Below are 20,598 nucleotides of genomic sequence, written 5' to 3'. Positions count from 1 at the left end.
GAAAAGAGCTTTCGACATTGATGGATACGGTGGGCTTGGACGACCTGCCCAACTCTGGGGATCTCACGGGCCGAGAGGCTGACTTGATGATCAGTCATCACGGCAACTTTGTATCGTGCTCACGTCTTTGGGTACTTGCGCCGGCCCCGCGTTTCACCGACGTCGTCAACTGAACGAAGGCCAGAGGATGGGCAGGCTTACGTCGATGATCCTGAGATGGATGCGGCGTGAGCAGGATTGTGCAGTAATTGTCGCGCCGCCATATGAGGGTTCATCCGCTCGACTAACTGCTCAATTGGTGTTTCAACTTGACGAAGCCGTCATTTTAAACCATATCATTCTCAACTGGATCAAGGAGATTCACCATGCGTGGACCGGGCCCTATTAAGATCTGATTCTAGATCAGTCATCCTTGTGCGCAAGTCGGCGTCGGATTGGACTTCCGCCGCTCTTCTTTTGCGGCGCTTAAGTTTGTACTCTGGATACGACCTTTCCATTTCAGCGAGAATTGACTGCCCAATTCCAGCGCACTCAAACGCGAATTTAACGATATCGTCGATGACGGACACTCTTCCTTCGGGCGAAATGGTTTTGTAGCTCGACAAATAGACGCCTTGAATCTCAGTCCCAATCTTTTCCATCACGCCATAAAAAGTAACAACATCTGCAATGTAGTCGTCACCTGCGTGATGCAATAAGCCTATCTGGCTTTTGTAGACATCTTTATGTCGCTGATCGGTAATGTGCGGTATGAAATCGTCCTTTTCTTTTATTTTTCTAGTTACTTCCCCCAGCGATGCAGACAGTTCAATAAAGGCTTCCATATCATGGGTATTGAAGTCTACTTCAGCGTAGAGAGCTCGCACAAATTTTTCTTTCTCCTCAGCTCTTTTTTTTCGCTCATCAAGATCAGACCGCCATTCCTTGGCGAGCCAAAGAAGGATGGTAGCGCTGACTGTTAGGGCCGCAGCCACAAGCGGTGGACCTAGCCAAGAGGTAGGCTGAGGAGGCGGCAAGTGACACGCCAGTATCGTACACAGCCAGTAAGGCATTATGCTTTCCTTGATCAATGATTGCCTGTTATGGCTGTTGCAGGGGGTACTTGTCATTTCTTGTGGCGCGCCTCTAGGGATGCCGGCCCACAGCGCTATCGCTAACACAGTTTTTTTGCCTCGCGTGCGCGAATGCGCGCGTGAGTCAGAACGGCCAAGGAATACCGATAGAGGTGACAAAAGCTTGAGTTGCTTCGTAGGCAGCCAGCAAGAGCCCACTGAACTTTAGCCATCCCGCCAGCGTCAAGGAATCCGCAGCCCTCTTTCCCAACTGGCCTGCAAAATTCTCAACAAACTTATCACCGTGTCGAGATACAAAATCCTTAATGTGCTCGCTCTTTGACTTGAGGACCTCGGCTGACGACGCAACAACAACTGGATTTGCGCTCAGTTCTGTAGCTGGTCCGAGCAGAATATCGATCGCTTCTTCAATTTCCTTCTTATCCTGCTCATCATAGGGCGGCAGGCCTATCTCTTCGGGAGGATTGTTCCCCCCAATTGTAGATGAGAATGGTTTTAGCTCCTTGACGGCGGCTTGCAGTTCTTTGATTGCGGCCTGCATGGCCTCATATTCGGAGACCGGAGGATCTTTGTCAGATCTATCAATTATCCGGTCAACGTGCGGAGCCCATTCTATTCCTTCCGCCTCGATGTCACTTATGATGTCTTCGAGAACCTCCTCCTCGACATCAGGGAACGCTAACTCGATCTCCTCCCGGGCGTCATATGGGCCGCCATAGACCCACTGGTAACCACCTTCAGCGCTTTCAAACGGAGTGTTGTCTGCAGGATCTTCGAAGTTCTCGAAAAACCACTCTCTGACGAGCTCCGGGATGTCTTCTCCCACCTCATCATCATCAAACACCGGTGTAGGGGATATTGGTTTTAGGTCGAAGCTTGGCAATTCTCTTCTCAAGTCCTGCTGGTTTGCCAAGTATTTTAGACTGACATTCTCCGGTTGCAACGCCCTCGCCCGCTGTTGACAAATTTGTAAATCGATCACACCCTTCTCAACAGCCCTCGATGGCCATACGCAAACAAGAGCTGCGGCAACCGGCCGGAACATCTCCCCTTCCAAGGAACATCAAATGACATCGAGAACGTTGGTCGATCGCCGCGAACGATAAGCCGCGCATGGCCTTTAAGGATGGATGGATCGGCAATGAATCCTTTCTCGAACGGGAATTCATAAACAGGACAAGGACAAGGTTGAGGCGAAGAAGGCCGCTATCGATACAGCCATACGCCGAGGCAAGCTTATGGACTAGGCGAATTACAACAATCCTCGTCACGCCGACGGCTTGCCCCGTGATCTTGCCGCGCCGAGCGTGGTTGGCGAGTCTTCCCGAAAACAGTTGGTTCCAGCCTGGCCGACTGCAGAACGGCTTTTGCGGCTGGGAAATTCTGAAGCCGTCCGCACACTCTATCGCTACGTCGAGCAGCGCCGCCGCATATGGTTGCCGCGAATGAAAAGATCCTGACTGGCCGCGCCCGAGGGAGATTCCGACATGCGACATGAGATGCGCCCAAGTATAGACGAGATGCTCGACGCCGCCTCGCTGGGTACGCGCTGCCACGTCATCTCTTCCAAGATTGCGGGCCGTTGGACAATTACGGGGCGGCACGAACCAAGCTTCAAGTTTTCTGGACTGGATGTCCGCCTTGGCGATCTACTCTCCCGAGGCGGCAAGCTCGTCTCTCACTGCGAGACCGCGGAACTGCACGGAATAGAGAAAATAAATGCCGCCATCCGAAAATTGCAAGAAATCGCAGCTTGATTGGTAGGCCCCTTATTCGGCTAATGCTTCGACGAAGCGTGGCCTGATCTGTCAAGGTCGAGATAATCAGGTCGTCTCTGTCAGCCATCAGTAGGCCCTCGCGGGGCCGCATGTCGCAGCGTTCGTATTTATGGTCATTAATTTTCCTTGGGATAGCGATGCTGCAATCGGCCCGCAGCGCTAGCCAACTTCGAAGCGAATCACCTAGCTTTCAGCTGGTTGCCATCGGCTACTTTTGTTTCGGCGATCTTCGGGTCGTTACTCGGCACGGGCACGGGAGCGCAATATGCGATACCGGAGCGGTGGGCTTCATCCCGCTGTGAAACGAAAGGGGACAACAACTTGAGCAACAGGTTGAAGTCGAAACTGGTGAAAGTGCGGGCTTATGTCCGTCGACGGTTCAATCGCCTCGAGCATGTTCGCGCTCATTGGCGCTCGCACCCGGACCAGCTTTCATTTAATTTCTAGATCAGGCGCGTGCACCTGATTCGTCGATGGCAACCGCCTGCCTCACAGCAACCCCGAGACGACCGGCGGCGTGTCTGTCAGCAGTCTGCGCGTACAGATGCGCGCTCGGGGATAGCATCGAAGTTGTCCATGATTTCTCCAAGACTATCATGGCGTCTCCGTTCTTTCCTAGATACGGGAAAGTTGCATCCGTTCCAACGATACTGCAGGGCGTCGGTGGCGCAAAGCCTCATCACTGGGCCGGCGGTCGCCCTGCCCGCTCATATGGCGCTGCCGGTGGCGCTCATGATGTATACTGCGCCCGGATTCCCAGGATGCGCTTCAGTTGCCACGGACGGCCTTTTTTAGAAGCGGGTAGATACGCGCCGCTGCAAGACCGGCGTACCTGTTTGTGTGCCAATTCCTGCTCCGAGGCGCTGGCCACCGAACCTAGGCACCGCGGACCGCACTCACGCTTTGCGCCAAGAGCTACGGCAAACCCTGGACCGTGTGAGGCTTCCGCGCATCCTGGCGCCCTTTCGTAAAAAGCCCGAAGAGGGTTCAGTCTAACCTCACCCTTGATAGCCTTCGGCATACTGTCGCGACTATCCTGCGAGGAATGGGCAAGGACTATGCAACGATCGCTGACATGTTCGGGCACAAAACAGAGGCGATTGCGAAGCATTATTCTCGTCGCGCTTGGCTCAGACGGTAAGCGATTTTGAGGCTGAAGTGAACAGACGCAAAACAAAAGACGTCTAGAAAACGGAAAAACGGCGTCTAGAACGCAACTCGCGCACGTTAAAACAAGGAGCTAAAATACGAGAAAATCAACCAGCTAGAAATGGTGCCCAGGACCGGAATCGAACCAGTGACACGCGGATTTTCAATCCGCTGCTCTACCAACTGAGCTACCTGGGCTAACCTGCTTCCGATGGATCTTCTTTGGAAAAAGAACCGCGGGGCCTTGGTGCGCCCCGGAAGCGAGCGGGGTTATAGCATCTTGTTCGGCCATGGCAAGCGGTCAAACGACACTTTTTTGACGGTCTTGCGCGTTTTGCGGATTCATGAGGAAAAATAACAGCTTCGCTGGGCGAATTCTCTAGTTTTCCTCATCGGGATATTCGGCCTTCGTCTCGTCGTCGGCAACGGGAATCGCGTAGGCGCCGGTCAGCCAGCGGGAGAGATCGACCTCTCGGCAGCGGTTGGAGCAGAAGGGGTAATGTTCGCGATGTGAAGGTTTGCCGCATTCAGGGCAAGGGCGCGCCTTACGCAGCGGTTCGACCTTGGCGGCGGCTTTGTTGTCTTCGGGCATGATCGGTCCGTCCTAATTCAGGAATCGGCCTTCGGGCTTCAGCCCTCCGGCCACCGGCTATGCACGTCGAAGCCTTCGCCGGTCAAAAGCACAATGGTTTCATAAAGCGGCAGGCCGACGACATTGGTGTAGGAGCCGACCATCTTCTGCACGAAGGTGCCGGCCAAGCCCTGGATGCCGTAGGCGCCCGCCTTGCCGCGCCACTGGCCGGAGGCCAGGTAGTTTTCGATCTCGAAGCCGGAGAGGCGCTTGAAGCGCACCTTGGTCTCGACGATCTTCTGGCGGATCTTGCGATCCGGCGTCACCAGGCAAACGCCGGTATAGACGAGATGGTTGCGTCCGGACAAAAGATGCAGCGAGCTCAACGCCTCGTCGGCGAACTCGGCCTTGCCGAGAATGCGCCGGCCGACGGCGACCACCGTATCGGCCGAGAGAATATAGCTGCCCTTCCAGGTGATATCGCTCTTGATAGCGGCAAGGGCCGCTTCCGCCTTCTCGGCCGAAAGCCGGCGCGCCAGCGAACGCGGATGCTCCGACTTCTTCGGCGTCTCGTCGATATCCATCGGCATCAGCCGCGACGGTTCGATGCCCGCCTGGTTGAGCAGGTCGACACGGCGGGGCGAGCCCGAGGCCAGAATGAGCTTGTATTTCAGCGCCATGAAACCTCGACCATCGGCAGACGGGAGAAAACCCCTTGCAGGATCTTGGGCAAGCTTACTTGAAACGGTAGGTGATGCGGCCCTTGGTCAGATCGTAGGGCGTCATTTCCACAAGCACCTTGTCGCCGGCGAGAACGCGGATGCGGTTCTTGCGCATGCGGCCGGCGGTATGGGCGATGATCTCGTGTTCGTTTTCGAGCTTCACGCGGAACGTCGCATTCGGCAGAAGTTCGGTAACGATACCCGGGAATTCGAGGACTTCTTCTTTCGGCATATAAGTGTTTTCTTCCTGTGGGTTGAAGAGGCAGCGCAGCGCGCGCCCTTAAAATTTGGGCGGAAACTACACAATCAACGAAGGTTTGTGAACCTTGTTGATCAGGCTTTCCTTTATTTGTTTTCATGCCGATTGCGCGGCAATGCCATTTCGTTTGAGCAGCCGGCTTTCGATGAGGCCGGCCAGGTGATCGCGGACCTCACGGTAGCTCTCGAGAATCTGCTCGCGCGTGCCGCTGACGACGGTCGGATCCATGGTCGGCCAATAGACGACGTCGATCGCATTCGAGCGGGTCAGCTCGAGGGCCGCGTGATGGGCCGGCGGCGACAGCGTGATGATCAGATCGAAATAATCGTCCTCGAGCTCATCAAGGGTTTGCGGCAGGCGGCGCCCGAGGGAAAGCCCGATCTCCTCGAGCACGACATCGACGAAGGGATCGCGCTCGCCGGCGCGAACGCCGGCGGACCTTATATAGATATTGGACGGCAGAATGCTACGGGCGATGGCTTCGGCCATCGGCGAGCGGATGGCGTTCATCCCGCACATGAAGAGGATGGCGCCCGGCCTCTTTCCCTCCTCGATGTCGACGGGCCGATCCATTGCCGTCATCCGCGCCAGTGGAGCACGCAGACCAGGGTGAACAGCCGCCTGGCGGTGTCGAAATCGACCTCGATCTTGCCGGCCAGCCTGTCCTTCAGCGTCTGCGAACCTTCATTGTGGATGCCGCGTCGGCCCATGTCGATCGCCTCGATGCGGCTTGGCGTCGCCGAACGGATCGCTTCATAATAGCTCTCGCAGATCATGAAGTAGTCCTTGACGATCCGCCGGAAGGGGGTGAGCGACAGGATATGGGTGGCGACATTGCCGCCTTCCTCGGTGGTGATGGCGAAGACCAGCTTGGAATCGACCAGCGAGATGTTCAGCCGATAAGGCCCACCGGCATGGCCGATCGGAGCAAAGCTGTTCTCCTCGATCAGATCGAAGATGGCGACGGCGCGCTCATGCTCGACATCGGGCGTCGAACGGCCGATCGTATCGTCGAGGACGACGTCGCAAAGCCGGAAATCGCCCGCCGCCATCCCCTCACCTTTCGAGGTTGAGGCGGATCGCAACCGATCGCGCATGGGCGTCGAGACCTTCGGAGACGGCCAGCGCGATCGCCGCCGGGCCAAGCGTGCGCAGCTCACCCGGTCCGAGCCGCAGGATCGAGGTGCGCTTGACGAAATCGAGCACCGAAAGGCCGGAGGAGAAGCGGGCCGACCGCGCCGTCGGCAGCACATGGTTCGAGCCGCCGACATAATCGCCGATCACCTCGGGCGTATGGGCGCCGATGAAGATGGCGCCGGCATTGCGGATGCCGTCGAGCAGCCGGTCCGGATCGGCGACGGCAAGCTCGAGATGTTCGGCGGCGATGCGGTTTGCCAGCGGAATGGCCTGCTGCAGATCGGCAACCAGGATGACCGCGCCGAAATCGCGCCAGCTCGCCGCGGCCGTCTCGGCGCGGTTCAGCGTCTTCAGCTGGCGTTCGACCGCCTGCTCCACCGCCTTGCCGAATTCGGCATTATCGGTGATCAGGATCGCCTGGGCGCTGACATCGTGCTCGGCCTGCGCCAGGAGGTCGGCGGCGATCCAATCCGGATTGTTGTCCTTGTCGGCAATAACCAGCACTTCGGAAGGGCCGGCGATCATATCGATGCCGACGGTGCCGAAGACATGGCGCTTGGCGGCGGCGACATAGGCATTGCCGGGGCCGGTGATCTTGGCGACCGGAGCGATGGTCTCGGTGCCATAGGCAAGAGCGGCGATCGCCTGGGCGCCGCCGACACGATAGACTTCGGTGACACCGGCCAGCTTGGCGGCGGCAAGCACCGCGGGATTGACGGCACCGCCGGTGGCGGGAACGGCGATGACGATGCGATCGACGCCGGCGACCTTGGCCGGAACGGCGTTCATCAGCACCGAGCTCGGATAACTCGCGGTGCCACCCGGAACATAGAGCCCGACGGCCTCGATCGCCGTCCAGCGCGAGCCGAGACCGACGCCGAGGTCGTCCTCGTAGATATCGTCCTTCGGCAACTGCCGGCGATGATGGGATTCGATGCGCAGTGCCGCAAGCTTCAGCGCCCCCAGCACTTCGGCAGGCACCGCCTCGACGGCCGCGTCGAACTCCTCAGGCGCGACGCGCATCGGCACGGTGGCGAAATCGATACCGTCGAACTTCCGCGAATATTCGGCAAGCGCCACATCGCCGCGGGCCCTGACATCATCGATGATGGCGCGAACGACGGCGTTCACATCCTCGGAGACTTCACGCTTCGTCGTCAGAAAGGCAGCGAAATGCTGCTCGAAACCTTCCGATGCCTGATCCAGCCAGATTGCCAAGGCCGATGTTCCTTCTCAACTCGAAACTGCGATGTTCAAACGTCAAGCGTCAAACACTCATTGTTTTATGCATGTCGTTATCCCGGAACCGCAGCACACTTCCGGGCGACATGCTTTAGCGGTGACGAGGCTTTGACGAAGCCTCCCAGGCACCCCCGATATCGGCGAGCTGCACCTCGATGCATTCGACATCGAGCGCAATCGAGGCGGTGCCGGACAGCGACAGCTCGATCGTGCCTTCCGGCCCCTCGCCCTTCCGCTCGAAACGCAGCGCCAGCAGCGACAGCACCTCGTCCCGTTTGCCCCGGTCGATGCCGAGCGAGCGCACGGCCAGCACCCGCTTGAACACCAGGGCGGCGCGGCGGCGCTCGAAACCCCGGCGCTTGCGCTCGGCACCTTCCCAGACGAACCGATTGACGGCAAGGGCGAACTGCGCGTCGCGCGGCGACCAGTCGATATCACCGACCTTGAAGACGCTGTCCTGCATATGCGCGGAAATGACCGCGAGGTCCTCGTCATCGAGCGCAACAAGCTTCAGATCGGTCATTCAGTCTTACCCCGGCAGGCACCGCCGGAATGGCGATGCGTTGACAAGGGAAATAAGATGCTGCGGGCAATTACGCAACCGGGATGAGCGCTGCTTACTCGCTGATGCGCTCGACGACGGCGCCGCAGCGGGTCAGCTTTTCCTCGAGCCGCTCGAAACCGCGGTCGAGGTGATAGACGCGGGACACCGTGGTTTCGCCTTCGGCGGCAAGGCCGGCGATGACGAGCGAAACGGAAGCGCGCAGATCGGTCGCCATGACGGGCGCGCCGCGCAGGCGCTGGACACCCTCGATCTTCGCCGTCTGGCCGGACAGCGTGATCCTGGCGCCGAGGCGGGCCAGCTCCTGTACATGCATGAAGCGGTTTTCGAAGATGGTTTCGGTGACATGCGAGATCCCCGAAGAGCGGGTCATCAGCGCCATGAACTGCGCCTGCAGGTCGGTCGGGAAGCCCGGGAAGGGATCGGTGACGATATCGACCGGCTTGATGCCGGCGCCATTGCGCCTGACGCGCATGCCGTTGTTGGTCGACGAGATGTCGGCGCCGGCGCGGCGCAGCGTTTCCAATGCGGTGTCGAGCAGCGCCACATCGGTATTTTCGAGCACGACATCACCGCCGGCCATGGCGACTGCCATGGCATAGGTGCCGGTCTCGATGCGATCCGGCAGCACGCGGTGGCGGGCGCCGGAGAGCGAGGTGACGCCTTCGATGGTGATGGTCGCCGTGCCGGCGCCCGAGATCTTGGCGCCCATGGCGTTCAGGCAGTTGGCGAGATCAACGACCTCGGGCTCGCGGGCAGCGTTGCCGATGACAGTCGTGCCGCGGGCAAGCGTTGCCGCCATCATCAGCACATGGGTGGCGCCGACGGAGACTTTCGGGAAGGTGTAGCGCGCGCCGATCAGGCCACCATTCGGCGCCTTGGCGTTGATGTAACCGGCGTCGATCTCCATGGTGGCGCCGAGCGCCGTCAAACCTTCGATGAAGAGATCGACGGGACGCGTGCCGATGGCACAGCCGCCCGGCAGCGACACGCGGCAGTGGCCCTCGCGCGCCAGGAGCGGGCCGATGACCCAGAAGGAGGCGCGCATCTTCGAGACCAGTTCATAGGAAGCGGTGGTATCGACGATGGTGCGGCAGGTGAAATGGATCGTGCGGGCGTAGGAATCTTCCTGGCGCTCGCGGCGGCCGTTGACGGCAACGTCGACGCCATGATTGCCCAGAATGCGCATCAGCAGTTCGACATCGGCCAGATGCGGCACATTTTCCAGCGTCAGCGTATCGCTGGTCAGAAGCGAGGCGATCATCAGCGGCAATGCGGCATTCTTGGCGCCGGAAATCGGAATGATGCCATTCAGCTCATTACCGCCGACGATTCTGATACGATCCATGTGCGCTTACGGGCCGCGCCCGCCTTTCCTGAAAATACTGCCTTGGAATAGGAGTGGGGTGTTTAGGGGATTTTTCGACACGCTTCAATTCGCGACGGACGGAACATTACGATTCGTCCATTTTTGCGGCGGGCAGTCCACTTGTTTCGTCGGCCTGGCCCGAACGGCGGGCGCGCACCTGCTGTTTACGCCTTGAAAGATTTTCCCGAAGTTTTTCGGCGGCGCGTTCGCGGCGCAGTTTCGCCTGTGCCTCGAGCGCTTGCTTGCGGCTCTGCTGGCCGGTTTCGGTCTTGTCGCTCATGCCACAGGATTAGCCGAATTCGCGCGGATCCAAAAGGCCCTTGCAGCCCAATCCACGCGAAGTTGGAATTTGCTGCTTGCGCTTGCCGTCAAGCTGTGGCAATAGCCGCCCCGTTCCCGCGATTTGAGCCACCCGGCTCGCACGGGTCCTGGTCCTGCTGCCGTAGCTCAGTGGTAGAGCACACCCTTGGTAAGGGTGAGGTCGGTGGTTCAATCCCACTCGGCAGCACCAGTTTTCCCTCTTAGCATCAAGCTGAAAATAGGATTGCAGCAACCTCTCGTCCTGAGTAACTGCGACGATGAGGGACGGAACACGAATCGTACAGCGATCCCGGCAAAATCTCACAGCTTTTTTCCGTCACATTCTCCAATAAAGAACATCAGAGCCGCTGGTCATGACTAAACGACGTCTTCGCAGACGGCGGTGCGTGCGAGCAACAAAGCTGAAAGATGGCGCGGAAAATCAACAGGCGGACGCCGGTGGCACTACCGTTCAAGGCCACCCTTCTTTTCATTCTAAACGGAGTGCGATTTCGTCATTTGTTAAAAGTTCGCCCATAAAACAACTTGAGGTTTTCCCAGGATCGCATTCAATGAGCAAAGAACATTTCTACGTGTGCATCTTTATGAAGGACGGCGTACCCACTGGTCATGCAACAAGCGAAGCGAATAATTTCGAAATAATAGAGACTGAACTAAGCGACGAGGAAGTACCGACTGTCAGTGGTTTTGGCGAACAATTCCACCTATTTCAGAAGGCGATCCTAAGCTACATGGAGTTGCTCCCAGTAGTTGCTTCCCTTCTTCCCACTGTGAGCCGTGGTGTCCAAAACAGCATTGGCGGTGAATTTTTGGAAAGCCACGGCACTGAAATACTCTCGGCAGAAGACCGTAAGATATTTGAGTTGCCGATTGGACACCGGCATGAATGGGCCGCGCTCAACGAACAATTGGCGGCGTCCAGTCTCGTGGGCAAGCAGGTCCCGAAGATGCTGCTTATCGGTATAGTGAGCACCTTCGAGCATTTTCAGTCGAGACTGTTCAGCGAGATTTTGAAATGCAAGCCTCAAAAGTATCTTTTGGACGATAGGACTGTCACGCTCGCTGACGTAACGAAATATGGATCAATCGATGAATTGAAGAAGAACATCTTGGAGCGTGATGTTGAGAACATCATGCGCGAAAGCTTCGTCAACCAAATCGAAAAGATTGAAAGCCTGCTTGAAATAAAAAACCCGATTCCTCCGAGCTACAAGGACTGGAATGATTTAGTTGAGATTTTCGAACGACGAAACCTATTCGCTCACGCCGATGGGCGGGTAAACGAGATCTACCTCGGCCGCCTAAAGAAGGAGCGTATTACCTCCACCGCAAAGTCTGGTGACGAATTAGTTGTAAAGCCAGCGTACCTCAACCGGGCGCTAATGCTAATTTGTGAGTTTGGTACGATGTCTTATCAGGTTGCGTGGCGAAGATGTTGCCCAAATGAAGTTGCCGCCGCTGACGAGGCTCTCGGAGAACTTGGATACAACCTCATCGAGCGTGGCCACCTAAGCGCGGCTGAACGGATTCTGAGGTTCGCCAAATCACTACGGGGCCGCGACACATCTGAGCAGACATTGTCCGACACAATAAACCTCGCGAATTGCTACCGACTTCAGAAAAAAAAATCGGAATGCGAGGCCGAGCTTGCCTTGCAGAACTGGAAGGTTCTCGGCCCCGAGTTTCAAATCTGTGTCGCTTCAATAAACGGCGACATCACGGAGGTCGTGCGGCTTATGAAGGTTCTCTACGCAAGCAAAGCAGACTTTCCGATCGACAATTATGAACGATGGGCTGCCTTTTACGGCACGCGAGATCACGATGATTTCAAGAAAGCATTTAAGAGGATGTTTGGGCGGGACTATATTCCTGCGCCATCGCTAAAGAGCGCCGTCACCTACATTGCCAAGGCGAAGAAGCAAGCCGCCAAGGAAGAACAACAAGCCTCCGACTCGACCAGACATTGAAATGGATTCGAAAATGGCACTATATGACGGCATTGCTATCGCTATTCGAGTCGAAATGCCCGACGATGAAGATTCGCACGAAATAGACATTCGCCGTACCAGCCGCAATCGATCCACCATTGCTGCCGGCAAAAATCACGCTAGAATATTAACTACACGGGGTCTCCGCGGAGGAATACGGAGGCGTTGAAGTCTTGTTTCTGTCGACAATCGTGGAGGAGCATCGATGGCAACTGAAAAATGGAACAGCCCGGTCAAGGTCGGTTTCGAGGGAGCCGATCTTAGAACGGTCAATGGTCCGTTCGATGCGTTGAAATGCCTGGCGGATTTCTGGCCGAATTCGCGCGGGCTGCGTTATATCAAGGCCCGCAGCACCTGCCGGGCAGCGCTCGATGGGCGCAAGAGCGTGGAAGAGGCGAGAGCCGAGTTTCTGGCGGCGGCCGAAGAGGCGAAGCTGAAGCTGCATTAGAGCGCCCAAGCGTCCGACAGGACGCAAAAGCGCGCTCCGCCGTTGAACGTACTCAGGCCGGCATTTCCGTAAACGGAGTGTGCCGGAACGGGGCAACGCTTTAATTTACTTAACCCTGCATCGAACTTGTGGCGGGTTTTGGTGCAACGGGCGTTGCGCCCGGGATAGGTCCATTCATAGAAATGCCCAGCCATCATGATGATGGTCAGAGGCTCGTCACCTCTGCGGCAACGCAGGCGAGCCTCGTTCGAGCGGGCTGTCTCAACAGTCTGTGGCGCCCTCCTTCTCCACCTCGACATATCCGACGCCGATGATCGTGCCGTCTCCCGCGCGGATGAAGGAGGGGAGGTAGTGCGGCTCTGGCGGCGTGCAGGCGACGGCTCCGGTATATTCGTTGAGGGCGATCTGATCCTTCGGCAGCGCCGAATAATTCGTGCCGGTTTCGAGCGCGGCATAGGCGGAGCCGGCAAAGACACCGGCCCACATCAAGGTGATTGCCGAGAGGCGAGGAAGCGACTGCATGAGGGTCTCCAGCGTTTCGATCCGGCATTTCAACCCGCAGGAGGGAACTTGGTTCCCTCAGCGCCGCAACAGGCGACTGTGCACATAACCGCGGCCGACGATGCTCTCGGCGATCCCGACCGCCCGCTCGACATCGCCGCGCCGGCGCACGAAACCTTCGAGAACGACAAACGAACCGAGCATGCTCACAGCAATTTCCGCAGCGTCGAGATCATCGGCGGCATGAAGAGCGCCCTCCACCGAAGCACGTGTCGCCGCATCACCATGGCCCTGCCGGCCGGGCTCGTCATGGTCGGGGAATACAGGATACCCGATCACTGAAGCGTCTCCTGAGATTGGTATATCCGGTTAACGCCGCAACAGCGCTTTCGTTGCGGCCCGCCGGTCTCGACCGGATATTCGCATGATTTCTGCGCGTCAGGCTTGGCCCACTCTTGGCGGAAGGTGCCGCGGCTTCCATATCTTTCTGCAGCCGAAAGAGGGATGACGACGATGAAAGTGCTGCTGCCCGTTTTGTTTGCCGGAGTGTTGCTGGCCGGCTGCTCGTCGGCCGATAGCCCGGCGCTGGATCCCATTCCCGGCAGCATCACCTATGGCGGCCAGCCGCGGACGAAGCTTACCAAATCGCCGGTCGGCAGCGCCGTCCACCACCAGTTCTACAACGGGACCGGCCAGCGCGTCGAGGAAACCTATATTCTTCAGCAGGATCGCAGCCTGAAGCTGGTGCGGCGCGTGGTGGGGCCGGATTTCCCCGACTGAGGATTGCCCGGTTCCCGACTTGACAGCGGCGGAAATCGCGAACATTCAAGGAACATCTAATCTTTCCCCAGTGATTCTGCGGGAGCCCGACCGGACGGCTGGATGTATCTCGAAAAGCTCAATCCCCAGCAGCGCATGGCCGTCGAGCATGGCACGCTCACCGACGGCAGCCATATTGCCGGGCCGCTGCTGGTCATTGCCGGCGCCGGCTCGGGTAAGACGAATACGCTGGCGCACCGGGTCGCGCATCTGATCGTCAAGGGCGCCGATCCGCGCCGCATCCTGCTGATGACCTTCTCGCGGCGGGCCGCCGCCGAAATGGCGCGGCGCGTCGAGCGCATCTGCCGCGATGTGCTGGGTACGAATGCCGGCGTGATGGCCGATGCGCTTCACTGGTCGGGCACCTTCCACGGCATCGGCGCGCGGCTGCTGCGCGACTATGCCCAGCAGATCGGCCTCGATGCCGATTTCACCATCCATGACCGCGAAGACAGCGCCGACCTGATGAACCTCATCCGGCACGATCTCGGCTTCTCCAAGACCGAAAGCCGGTTTCCGGCCAAAGGAACCTGCCTTGCCATCTATAGCAGGGCGGTGAATTCGGAGACCGCGCTCGACCAGGTGCTGCGCGCCGCCTTTCCGTGGTGCGCGACCTGGGAACAACAGCTGCGCGAGCTTTTCGCCTGCTATGTCGAAGCCAAGCAGAGCCAGAACGTGCTCGATTACGATGACCTGTTGCTCTACTGGGCGCAGATGGTCGGCGAGAGCTCGATTGCCGAGGATATCGGCAGCCGCTTCGACCATGTGCTGGTCGACGAATATCAGGATACCAACCGGCTGCAGGCTTCGATCCTGCTGGCGCTGAAACCCCAAGGCCAGGGGCTGACCGTCGTTGGCGACGATGCGCAGTCGATCTATTCCTTCCGCGCGGCGACAGTGCGCAACATCCTCGATTTTCCCGCCGCCTTCAGCCCGCCCGCCAATATCGTCACGCTCGACCGCAACTATCGATCGACGCAGCCGATCCTGGCAGCCGCCAACGCCGTCATCGATCTCGCCTCGGAGCGCTTCACCAAGAATCTCCGGACCGAGCGACAGTCCACCGAGCGGCCGCGCCTCGTCACTGTGCGCGACGAGGCCGAGCAGGCGCGTTATATCGCCGACATGGTGCTCGACAATCGCGAGGAAGGCCTGACGCTCAAGCAGCAGGCCGTGCTGTTCCGCGCCTCGCATCACAGCGGGCCGCTCGAGGTCGAGCTGACCCGGCGCAACATTCCCTTCGTCAAGTTCGGCGGGCTGAAATTTCTCGATAGCGCCCATGTCAAGGACATGCTGGCCGCCCTTCGCTTCGCCCAGAACCCACGCGACCGGGTGGCGGGCTTCCGGCTGATGCAGATCCTGCCGGGCGTCGGACCGTCGACGGCGCAGAAGGCGCTCGACCTGATGGCCGAGGATGCGAGCCCGCTCGCCGCGCTCGCCGCCATGCCGGCGCCGCCGCGCTCCGGCGAGGACTGGACGGCTTTCGTTTCGATGCTGCAGGAGATGAAATCCGGCAAGGCCGGCTGGCCCGCGGAGATCGAGCTGGCGCGGCAATGGTACGCGCCGCATCTGGAGCGGCTGCATGAGGACGCCGCGACGCGGCAGGCCGATCTCTTGCAGCTCGAGCAGATTGCCGGCGGTTATGCCTCGCGCGAGCGTTTCCTCACCGAACTCACCCTCGATCCGCCGGATGCGACCAGCGATCAGGCCGGCGTGCCGCTGCTCGACGAGGACTATCTCATCCTTTCCACAATCCATTCCGCCAAGGGTCAGGAATGGACGAGGGTTTTCATGCTGAATGTCGTCGACGGCTGCATTCCGAGCGATCTCGCCGTCGGCGCCAGCGCCGAAATCGAGGAGGAGCGCCGGCTGCTCTATGTGGCGATGACCCGTGCGCGCGACGGTCTCGACCTCGTCGTGCCGCAGCGCTTCTTCACCTATGGGCAGAATGCGCAGGGCGACCGGCACGTCTATGCCTCGCGCAGCCGCTTCATTCCGGCAACGCTGCTGCAGTTCTTCGAGGCCTGCAGCTGGCCGCAGGTGAAATCGGAGACCGCCGCGCAAGCCCATGTGCGGCAGATGCGCATCGATGTCGGCGCCCGCATGCGCGGCATGTGGCGATAAATCGACTGTCGTCTCAGAGAGACAGCGGCGGTTCGGCCGGGTTCAGAAAATGCTCGATCCTTCCAGCTCCCACCGCCTCGACTGAGGCCGGCGACCATTTCGGGTTGCGGTCCTTGTCGATGACGGCGGCGCGGATACCTTCGAAGAAATCCGGATTATCGAGCATCTGCAGGCAGGCGCCGAGTTCACGGCCGAGGCATTCGGCCAGCGAGGCGCTGCGGCGGCCGGCTCTCAGCAGTGCCAAAGCAAGTTTCAGGCTGGTCGGCGAGCGCGTCAGCAGCACCCGGCGCGTCTCGGCGGCGAAGTCGCCCTCCTCTCCGGCAAGGGCTGCCAGGATCTGCTCGACGCTGTCGAAACGAAAGGCGCGGTCGATCATCGCCGCGTTCTGCCTGAGCCGGCTTTCTCCGGCAGGTTCCGCAAGCTGCTGCAAGAGCGTATCGACGTCGCTGGATGCACTGCCGCGGGGCAGCGCCGACAGCGCCTCGATCACCGCGCCGAGCCGCGACGATGCGATGTGACAATCGGCCAGCCCGGCGTGGATCGCGTCGGCGGCGCCGATATCGAGCCCGGTCAGGCCGAGCCATGTTCCGGCTTCGCCGGGCGCCTTCGGCAGCAGCCAGGTGGCGCCGACATCGGGGACATAGCCGATGCCGGTTTCGGGCATGGCGAGCCGGGTGCGCTCGGTGACGATGCGGTGGCGGCCATGCGAAGAGAGGCCGACGCCGCCGCCCATGGTGATGCCGTCCATCAGCGCGACATAGGGTTTGGGATAGGAGGCGATCTGATGGTTGAGGCGGAATTCCTCGCGCCAGAAGGTTCCGGCGAGGCCGTCGCCTGCGCGGGCGCTCTCATGCAGGGCGCGGATATCGCCGCCGGCGCAGAAGCCGCGCTCCCCCTCGCCCGTCGCCACGACACTCGCCACCGCGGCATCATCGGCAAAGCCATCAAGCGCGTCGGTGATCATCCGGATCATCGGCAGCGTCAGGCTGTTCAACGCCCGCGGCCGGTTGAGCCGGATGATGCCGGCGGTGCCCCGGCGTTCAATGATGACTTCGTTGTCCTGCATGGTTCGCCTCCGCTGTTACGACTAGGAATAGCCGACGATGCAGCGTGGCTCCAGTCGATTTAAGATCGGCAGGGGATCGACCGGTCAGGCAGACAGCGAATCCCGGGCGGGTGCTGCGGCTTCGCAGCGGGCGGCGTAGTCGATGGCGAGTTCCAGCGGCAGCGGCCGCGAAAAATGATAGCCCTGCGCCAGACGAACGCCCATCGCCTTCAAACCCTCGGCGATCGCTTCGCTTTCGACGCCTTCGGCGACGGAGGCAATGCCGAGATTCTGGCAGAGATTGGCGACCGAGCGGGTAATGTTCAGGCATCGGGCGTCGCGATCGAGATTCATCACGAAGGCCTTGTCGATCTTCAGCTTGTCGAAACCGAGACGGTGGATATGGCTGAGGCTCGAATAGCCGGTGCCGAAATCGTCGAGCGCGATCGAGATGCCGGCGGCGCGCAGCATTGAAATGACCTGGTCGGCGGTATCGAAATCGGAAAGCAGCGCCGTCTCGGTAATCTCGAACTCGATGCGCCGGGGATCGATGCCGGAGCGGGTGATCATGCCAAGCAGCGCCGTCGATGTCTCATGGTCGCAAATATCGCGGGCCGAGAGATTGAAGGAGAGCTTGAGATGGCGTGGAATGATCGCCAGCGCTTCGAGCGCCTTGGCAAAGAGGATGCGCGTCATCCGGCCGATGACGGCGGTGCGCTCGGCGGCGGGAATGAAGGCATCGGGACTGATGCGGCCGAAGCGGGCGCTGTCCCAGCGGGCAAGCGCCTCGTAGCCGACGACGCGGCCGCTCTTCAATTCGACGATCGGCTGATATTCGAGTTTCAATTCGCCGGCAAAATCATTCGCCTGCAGCTCGAGTTCGATCAGGTGGCGCTGCGTCAGGATCTTCTCGTGCTCGCTGGAGAAGAATTCGACACCGCTGCTGCGCTTGCTCTTGACCTGATAGAGGGCAAAATCGGCTTTCTCGTAGAGATCCTCGGCGCTGTATCTGCCGACCTCGGGATAGACGATGCCGCAGGAACCGAAAACGCGGACCGAGCCGTCGGGGATTTCGTAGGGATCGCGGACGGCGGCGCAGAGCGCCTGGCCGAGATCGGCAATCGCCTGGCGCGTCATCGAGCAGGGAAAGATGATGCCGAACTCGTCGCCGCCGAGACGCGAGACGATGCCCGCTTCGCCGACCAGGGCGGTGAAGCGACGGGCGGTCTCCTTGAGCACGAGATCGCCGGCGGCATGGCCGAAGACGTCGTTGACCGGCTTGAAGCCGTCGAGATCGAGAATGCCGAGGACCGGCGGCGCGGACGGATTCTTCTGCAGCCGCTCTTCCAGCGATTGAAAGAAGCTGCGGCGGTTGGCGAGGCCGGTCAGCTGGTCATGCAGCGCATTGCGGCTGTTGACGAGGTTCAGCTCCTCGGCTTCCGCCCGCTTCTGCTTCAATTCCTCGGTCAATTGCACCAAGCCGACGAAATTCTGGAAATAACTGTTGATTACCCTGAGGAAGGGCAGGACCAGGAAGAGGCCGCTGACGGCGGTCGCGACGAAAACGGGGTTGCCCGAGAACATGAAGGTCGCGACCATGGCCAAGAAGGTGATCACCGTGGTCAGCGCTGCGGCCATCGGCAGATGCATCAGGCAGAAGATGCAGGAAATGCCGGTGACGACCAGGAAATAGGCGATCTGGCCCTGCTGCGAAGCATCGCCATACTGATAAAGCGCGATCGCCCAGCTGCCGAAAGCGATCGCGAGGACGGCGGCGCCCGATATGGTGAGCTTCATCAGTCTCAAGGCCCGCTCGGGCGTGACGTTTTCCTTGCCCTTGATCTCCCACCAGCAGAGACGGAAGACGCAGACGATGCTCAAGGCAATGGGAATGTAGAGCGAGAGCCAGAGCGGCGCGGATTCGAGATGGGTGATCGCCACCGCAAGGGCGTTGATGACCAGCAGGATATAGAGAATGGGAATCTGCGACGACAGGGCCCGGAACTGCGCCGTCAGAAGCGTGGGATTGTCTTTTTGCAAGCGCAATGAGGCCAGAAAGTTCTTCATCTTCCCTTTTCCGTCGGCCCGAGCCGGCCAGAGAAAGCTTGATCAATCCTTATTCACGTGACGGCATGCGAGGCCCGCAAGCACGGGGATGGTCAGCGCTCACGCCGCTCAGAAGGAAGCGGCTGCGAGTGCCCGGTGGATGCTGTTCAGGTCGTCGACGTTTCTGTTTGCCAGGAAGAGTTCCCAGTCGAGCGAGCTCTGGACGATGGTTTCCAGCGAATCGTGCTTGGGCTTCCAGTCGAGCACCTGGCGGGCGAGCGAGGCGTCGGCGACGACGCTGGCCGAATCGCCGGCGCGGCGCGGCGCCATGTGGATCTTGAAGGAATGTCCGTGCAGGCGGGTGACCATGTTCAAGACGTCGAGCACGGAATAGCCGCTGCCATAACCGCAATTGGCAACGAGCGAGCCCTTGTCTCGGCGCAGGTGCTGCAGCGCTTTCAGATGGGCATCGACAAGATCGCTGACGTGGATGTAGTCGCGCACGCCGGTGCCGTCATGGGTCGGATAATCGATGCCATAGACATTGACGCTGTCGCGCCTGCCGAGCGCGGCCTCGCAGGCGACCTTGATCAGGTGGGTGGCGCCCGAGGTCGACTGGCCGGCGCGGTGATCCGGATCGGCGCCGGCGACGTTGAAGTAGCGAAGCGCGACGTAGTTGAAATCATAGGCGGCGGCGGCATCGCGCAGCATGAATTCGCTCATCAGCTTCGACTGGCCGTAGGGATTTTCCGGATTGAGCGGGGCCGTTTCCTTCACCGGCAGATCGGTCTTTTGCTGGCCATAGACGGCAGCGGTCGAGGAGAAGACGAAGTTGCGGATGCCGGCTTGCACAGACGCGGTAAGCAGCGCCCGGGTCTTGCCCGAGTTGTTGTCGTAATAGGAGAGCGGATCGGCGACCGAGACCGGGACGACGGCGGAGCCGGCGAAATGGACGATCGCCTCGATGTCGTTTTCGATGAAGATCTTCTTCAGTATGGCGGGATCGGCGACGTCGCCGAGATAGAAACGCGCCGCCGGCGCCACGGCCCAGCGAAAGCCCGTGGAGAGGCGGTCGAGCACGACCACATCCTCGCCCGCATCGAGCAGCGCCCAAACCATGTGACTGCCGATATATCCGGCGCCGCCCGTCACCAAAACCGCCATGTCCCGCATCCCTGCCTTGTTTATAGCAGGGGCATCAGGCCCGGTTTTTCTTTCCAATTTTCTTATCGAATGGCCGTTCGAGGGCCTTTGAACCGGTATGTTTGGACTTGTGGTTAGAGGCCGATTTCAGGCTTTGCTCAAGTTTTATCGATCGGCCGATTCCGGCACGAAATCGCGGCATTCGCGCCTGATGGCTGCCCCTCACCCTAACCCTCTCTTCGCTTGCGGGGCGAGGGGACGTGCCCTGCGAGAGGCTGGCAGGGGACGGAGAGGTTGCGGC

Annotated in this window: 21 protein-coding genes and 2 tRNA genes; 6 read left to right on the top strand and 17 right to left on the bottom strand. The window is 59.7% G+C overall.

Going from position 1 to position 20,598, the window contains the following annotated elements:
* Nucleotides 1-350: 350 nt before the first annotated feature.
* Both ATY75_RS23235 and ATY75_RS23230 read right to left on the bottom strand, forming a co-directional pair.
* A complete protein-coding gene (locus ATY75_RS23235; protein WP_088939393.1) occupies nucleotides 351-1,052 on the bottom strand; it encodes a hypothetical protein in 702 nt (233 codons plus the stop codon).
* Nucleotides 1,053-1,197: 145 nt separating this feature from the next.
* Complete coding sequence (locus ATY75_RS23230; RefSeq protein WP_088939392.1) at nucleotides 1,198-2,118, bottom strand: hypothetical protein; 921 nt, start codon at nucleotides 2,116-2,118, stop codon at nucleotides 1,198-1,200.
* Nucleotides 2,119-2,560: 442 nt separating this feature from the next.
* On the opposite strand from ATY75_RS23230, the gene ATY75_RS23225 reads away from it, so the two are divergent.
* Complete coding sequence (locus tag ATY75_RS23225) at nucleotides 2,561-2,830, top strand: hypothetical protein (protein ID WP_088939391.1); 270 nt, start codon at nucleotides 2,561-2,563, stop codon at nucleotides 2,828-2,830.
* Between the two features lie 1,292 nt (nucleotides 2,831-4,122).
* On the opposite strand, the gene ATY75_RS23215 is transcribed toward ATY75_RS23225, so the two are convergent.
* From ATY75_RS23215 to ATY75_RS23170, 10 genes are all read right to left on the bottom strand, one after another.
* A tRNA-Phe gene (locus ATY75_RS23215) sits at nucleotides 4,123-4,198 on the bottom strand.
* Between the two features lie 181 nt (nucleotides 4,199-4,379).
* Nucleotides 4,380-4,592, bottom strand: coding sequence for a DNA gyrase inhibitor YacG (gene yacG / locus ATY75_RS23210; RefSeq protein WP_003588672.1), 213 nt, complete (start codon nucleotides 4,590-4,592; stop codon nucleotides 4,380-4,382).
* Between the two features lie 38 nt (nucleotides 4,593-4,630).
* On the bottom strand, nucleotides 4,631-5,251 hold the full coding sequence (locus ATY75_RS23205; protein WP_003570453.1) for a Maf-like protein: 621 nt from the start codon (nucleotides 5,249-5,251) through the stop codon (nucleotides 4,631-4,633).
* Nucleotides 5,252-5,306: 55 nt separating this feature from the next.
* A complete protein-coding gene (gene infA, locus ATY75_RS23200; RefSeq protein WP_003545338.1) occupies nucleotides 5,307-5,525 on the bottom strand; it encodes a translation initiation factor IF-1 in 219 nt (72 codons plus the stop codon).
* Nucleotides 5,526-5,648: 123 nt separating this feature from the next.
* Nucleotides 5,649-6,134 (bottom strand): low molecular weight phosphatase family protein, encoded by a 486-nt coding sequence (locus ATY75_RS23195; protein ID WP_171899742.1) that lies wholly within the window; start codon nucleotides 6,132-6,134, stop codon nucleotides 5,649-5,651.
* On the bottom strand, nucleotides 6,131-6,604 hold the full coding sequence (locus ATY75_RS23190) for a UPF0262 family protein (protein WP_088939389.1): 474 nt from the start codon (nucleotides 6,602-6,604) through the stop codon (nucleotides 6,131-6,133). The genes ATY75_RS23195 and ATY75_RS23190 overlap by 4 nt, the downstream gene beginning before the upstream one ends.
* Nucleotides 6,605-6,608: 4 nt before the next feature.
* Nucleotides 6,609-7,907 (bottom strand): histidinol dehydrogenase, encoded by a 1,299-nt coding sequence (gene hisD, locus ATY75_RS23185; protein ID WP_088939388.1) that lies wholly within the window; start codon nucleotides 7,905-7,907, stop codon nucleotides 6,609-6,611.
* Between the two features lie 115 nt (nucleotides 7,908-8,022).
* Nucleotides 8,023-8,454 (bottom strand): DUF2948 family protein, encoded by a 432-nt coding sequence (locus ATY75_RS23180; RefSeq protein ID WP_064836422.1) that lies wholly within the window; start codon nucleotides 8,452-8,454, stop codon nucleotides 8,023-8,025.
* A 94-nt stretch (nucleotides 8,455-8,548) separates the two neighbouring features.
* On the bottom strand, nucleotides 8,549-9,841 hold the full coding sequence (gene murA / locus ATY75_RS23175; protein WP_088939387.1) for a UDP-N-acetylglucosamine 1-carboxyvinyltransferase: 1,293 nt from the start codon (nucleotides 9,839-9,841) through the stop codon (nucleotides 8,549-8,551).
* A 106-nt stretch (nucleotides 9,842-9,947) separates the two neighbouring features.
* On the bottom strand, nucleotides 9,948-10,142 hold the full coding sequence (locus ATY75_RS23170; RefSeq protein WP_088939386.1) for a hypothetical protein: 195 nt from the start codon (nucleotides 10,140-10,142) through the stop codon (nucleotides 9,948-9,950).
* Between the two features lie 156 nt (nucleotides 10,143-10,298).
* Here ATY75_RS23170 and ATY75_RS23165 point away from each other — a divergent pair.
* The 3 genes from ATY75_RS23165 to ATY75_RS23155 all read left to right on the top strand — a co-directional run bounded on the left by ATY75_RS23165 (nucleotide 10,299) and on the right by ATY75_RS23155 (nucleotide 12,619).
* Nucleotides 10,299-10,373, top strand: a tRNA-Thr gene (locus ATY75_RS23165).
* Between the two features lie 361 nt (nucleotides 10,374-10,734).
* Nucleotides 10,735-12,150 carry a hypothetical protein gene (locus ATY75_RS23160; protein ID WP_088939385.1) on the top strand — a complete coding sequence of 472 codons (1,416 nt, stop codon included), beginning with the start codon at nucleotides 10,735-10,737 and terminating at the stop codon, nucleotides 12,148-12,150.
* Between the two features lie 226 nt (nucleotides 12,151-12,376).
* Nucleotides 12,377-12,619, top strand: coding sequence for a DUF982 domain-containing protein (locus tag ATY75_RS23155; protein ID WP_049732818.1), 243 nt, complete (start codon nucleotides 12,377-12,379; stop codon nucleotides 12,617-12,619).
* A 261-nt stretch (nucleotides 12,620-12,880) separates the two neighbouring features.
* On the opposite strand, the gene ATY75_RS23150 is transcribed toward ATY75_RS23155, so the two are convergent.
* Both ATY75_RS23150 and ATY75_RS23145 read right to left on the bottom strand, forming a co-directional pair.
* Nucleotides 12,881-13,141 (bottom strand): hypothetical protein, encoded by a 261-nt coding sequence (locus tag ATY75_RS23150; protein ID WP_088939384.1) that lies wholly within the window; start codon nucleotides 13,139-13,141, stop codon nucleotides 12,881-12,883.
* A gap of 57 nt (nucleotides 13,142-13,198) precedes the next feature.
* Nucleotides 13,199-13,459, bottom strand: coding sequence for a BON domain-containing protein (locus tag ATY75_RS23145; protein ID WP_064836414.1), 261 nt, complete (start codon nucleotides 13,457-13,459; stop codon nucleotides 13,199-13,201).
* Between the two features lie 174 nt (nucleotides 13,460-13,633).
* Here ATY75_RS23145 and ATY75_RS23140 point away from each other — a divergent pair, with 174 nt between their 5' ends.
* On the top strand, nucleotides 13,634-13,900 hold the full coding sequence (locus ATY75_RS23140) for a hypothetical protein (protein WP_088939397.1): 267 nt from the start codon (nucleotides 13,634-13,636) through the stop codon (nucleotides 13,898-13,900).
* A 102-nt stretch (nucleotides 13,901-14,002) separates the two neighbouring features.
* On the top strand, nucleotides 14,003-16,063 hold the full coding sequence (locus ATY75_RS23135; RefSeq protein ID WP_088939383.1) for an ATP-dependent helicase: 2,061 nt from the start codon (nucleotides 14,003-14,005) through the stop codon (nucleotides 16,061-16,063).
* Between the two features lie 13 nt (nucleotides 16,064-16,076).
* Here ATY75_RS23135 and ATY75_RS23130 read toward each other — a convergent pair whose 3' ends face one another.
* The 3 genes from ATY75_RS23130 to galE all read right to left on the bottom strand — a co-directional run bounded on the left by ATY75_RS23130 (nucleotide 16,077) and on the right by galE (nucleotide 20,318).
* Nucleotides 16,077-17,129 (bottom strand): enoyl-CoA hydratase/isomerase family protein, encoded by a 1,053-nt coding sequence (locus tag ATY75_RS23130; protein ID WP_088939382.1) that lies wholly within the window; start codon nucleotides 17,127-17,129, stop codon nucleotides 16,077-16,079.
* Between the two features lie 84 nt (nucleotides 17,130-17,213).
* Complete coding sequence (locus ATY75_RS23125; RefSeq protein ID WP_088939381.1) at nucleotides 17,214-19,175, bottom strand: EAL domain-containing protein; 1,962 nt, start codon at nucleotides 19,173-19,175, stop codon at nucleotides 17,214-17,216.
* A 108-nt stretch (nucleotides 19,176-19,283) separates the two neighbouring features.
* Complete coding sequence (galE, locus tag ATY75_RS23120; protein ID WP_088939380.1) at nucleotides 19,284-20,318, bottom strand: UDP-glucose 4-epimerase GalE; 1,035 nt, start codon at nucleotides 20,316-20,318, stop codon at nucleotides 19,284-19,286.
* Between the last annotated feature and the right edge of the window lie 280 nt (nucleotides 20,319-20,598).

It is taken from the genome of Rhizobium sp. N122 (genome assembly GCF_002211295.1).
Classification (GTDB): domain Bacteria; phylum Pseudomonadota; class Alphaproteobacteria; order Rhizobiales; family Rhizobiaceae; genus Rhizobium.
The sequence above is the reverse complement of the archived record's forward strand: the minus strand, read 5'-3'. Positions and strand labels throughout refer to the sequence as shown.

What these genes read in the sequence shown, in the direction of transcription:
- galE (WP_088939380.1), bottom strand. Translation starts at nt 20,318, where the DNA reads ATGGCGGTTTTGGTGACGGGCGGCGCCGGATATATCGGCAGTCACATG.
- ATY75_RS23155 (WP_049732818.1), top strand. Translation starts at nt 12,377, where the DNA reads ATGGCAACTGAAAAATGGAACAGCCCGGTCAAGGTCGGTTTCGAGGGA.
- yacG (WP_003588672.1), bottom strand. Translation starts at nt 4,592, where the DNA reads ATGCCCGAAGACAACAAAGCCGCCGCCAAGGTCGAACCGCTGCGTAAG.
- ATY75_RS23205 (WP_003570453.1), bottom strand. Translation starts at nt 5,251, where the DNA reads ATGGCGCTGAAATACAAGCTCATTCTGGCCTCGGGCTCGCCCCGCCGT.
- ATY75_RS23235 (WP_088939393.1), bottom strand. Translation starts at nt 1,052, where the DNA reads ATGCCTTACTGGCTGTGTACGATACTGGCGTGTCACTTGCCGCCTCCT.
- ATY75_RS23130 (WP_088939382.1), bottom strand. Translation starts at nt 17,129, where the DNA reads ATGCAGGACAACGAAGTCATCATTGAACGCCGGGGCACCGCCGGCATC.
- ATY75_RS23225 (WP_088939391.1), top strand. Translation starts at nt 2,561, where the DNA reads ATGCGACATGAGATGCGCCCAAGTATAGACGAGATGCTCGACGCCGCC.
- ATY75_RS23150 (WP_088939384.1), bottom strand. Translation starts at nt 13,141, where the DNA reads ATGCAGTCGCTTCCTCGCCTCTCGGCAATCACCTTGATGTGGGCCGGT.
- ATY75_RS23135 (WP_088939383.1), top strand. Translation starts at nt 14,003, where the DNA reads ATGTATCTCGAAAAGCTCAATCCCCAGCAGCGCATGGCCGTCGAGCAT.
- murA (WP_088939387.1), bottom strand. Translation starts at nt 9,841, where the DNA reads ATGGATCGTATCAGAATCGTCGGCGGTAATGAGCTGAATGGCATCATT.
- ATY75_RS23195 (WP_171899742.1), bottom strand. Translation starts at nt 6,134, where the DNA reads ATGACGGCAATGGATCGGCCCGTCGACATCGAGGAGGGAAAGAGGCCG.
- infA (WP_003545338.1), bottom strand. Translation starts at nt 5,525, where the DNA reads ATGCCGAAAGAAGAAGTCCTCGAATTCCCGGGTATCGTTACCGAACTT.
- ATY75_RS23160 (WP_088939385.1), top strand. Translation starts at nt 10,735, where the DNA reads ATGAGCAAAGAACATTTCTACGTGTGCATCTTTATGAAGGACGGCGTA.
- ATY75_RS23230 (WP_088939392.1), bottom strand. Translation starts at nt 2,118, where the DNA reads ATGTTCCGGCCGGTTGCCGCAGCTCTTGTTTGCGTATGGCCATCGAGG.
- ATY75_RS23125 (WP_088939381.1), bottom strand. Translation starts at nt 19,175, where the DNA reads ATGAAGAACTTTCTGGCCTCATTGCGCTTGCAAAAAGACAATCCCACG.
- ATY75_RS23170 (WP_088939386.1), bottom strand. Translation starts at nt 10,142, where the DNA reads ATGAGCGACAAGACCGAAACCGGCCAGCAGAGCCGCAAGCAAGCGCTC.
- ATY75_RS23140 (WP_088939397.1), top strand. Translation starts at nt 13,634, where the DNA reads ATGAAAGTGCTGCTGCCCGTTTTGTTTGCCGGAGTGTTGCTGGCCGGC.
- ATY75_RS23180 (WP_064836422.1), bottom strand. Translation starts at nt 8,454, where the DNA reads ATGACCGATCTGAAGCTTGTTGCGCTCGATGACGAGGACCTCGCGGTC.
- ATY75_RS23190 (WP_088939389.1), bottom strand. Translation starts at nt 6,604, where the DNA reads ATGGCGGCGGGCGATTTCCGGCTTTGCGACGTCGTCCTCGACGATACG.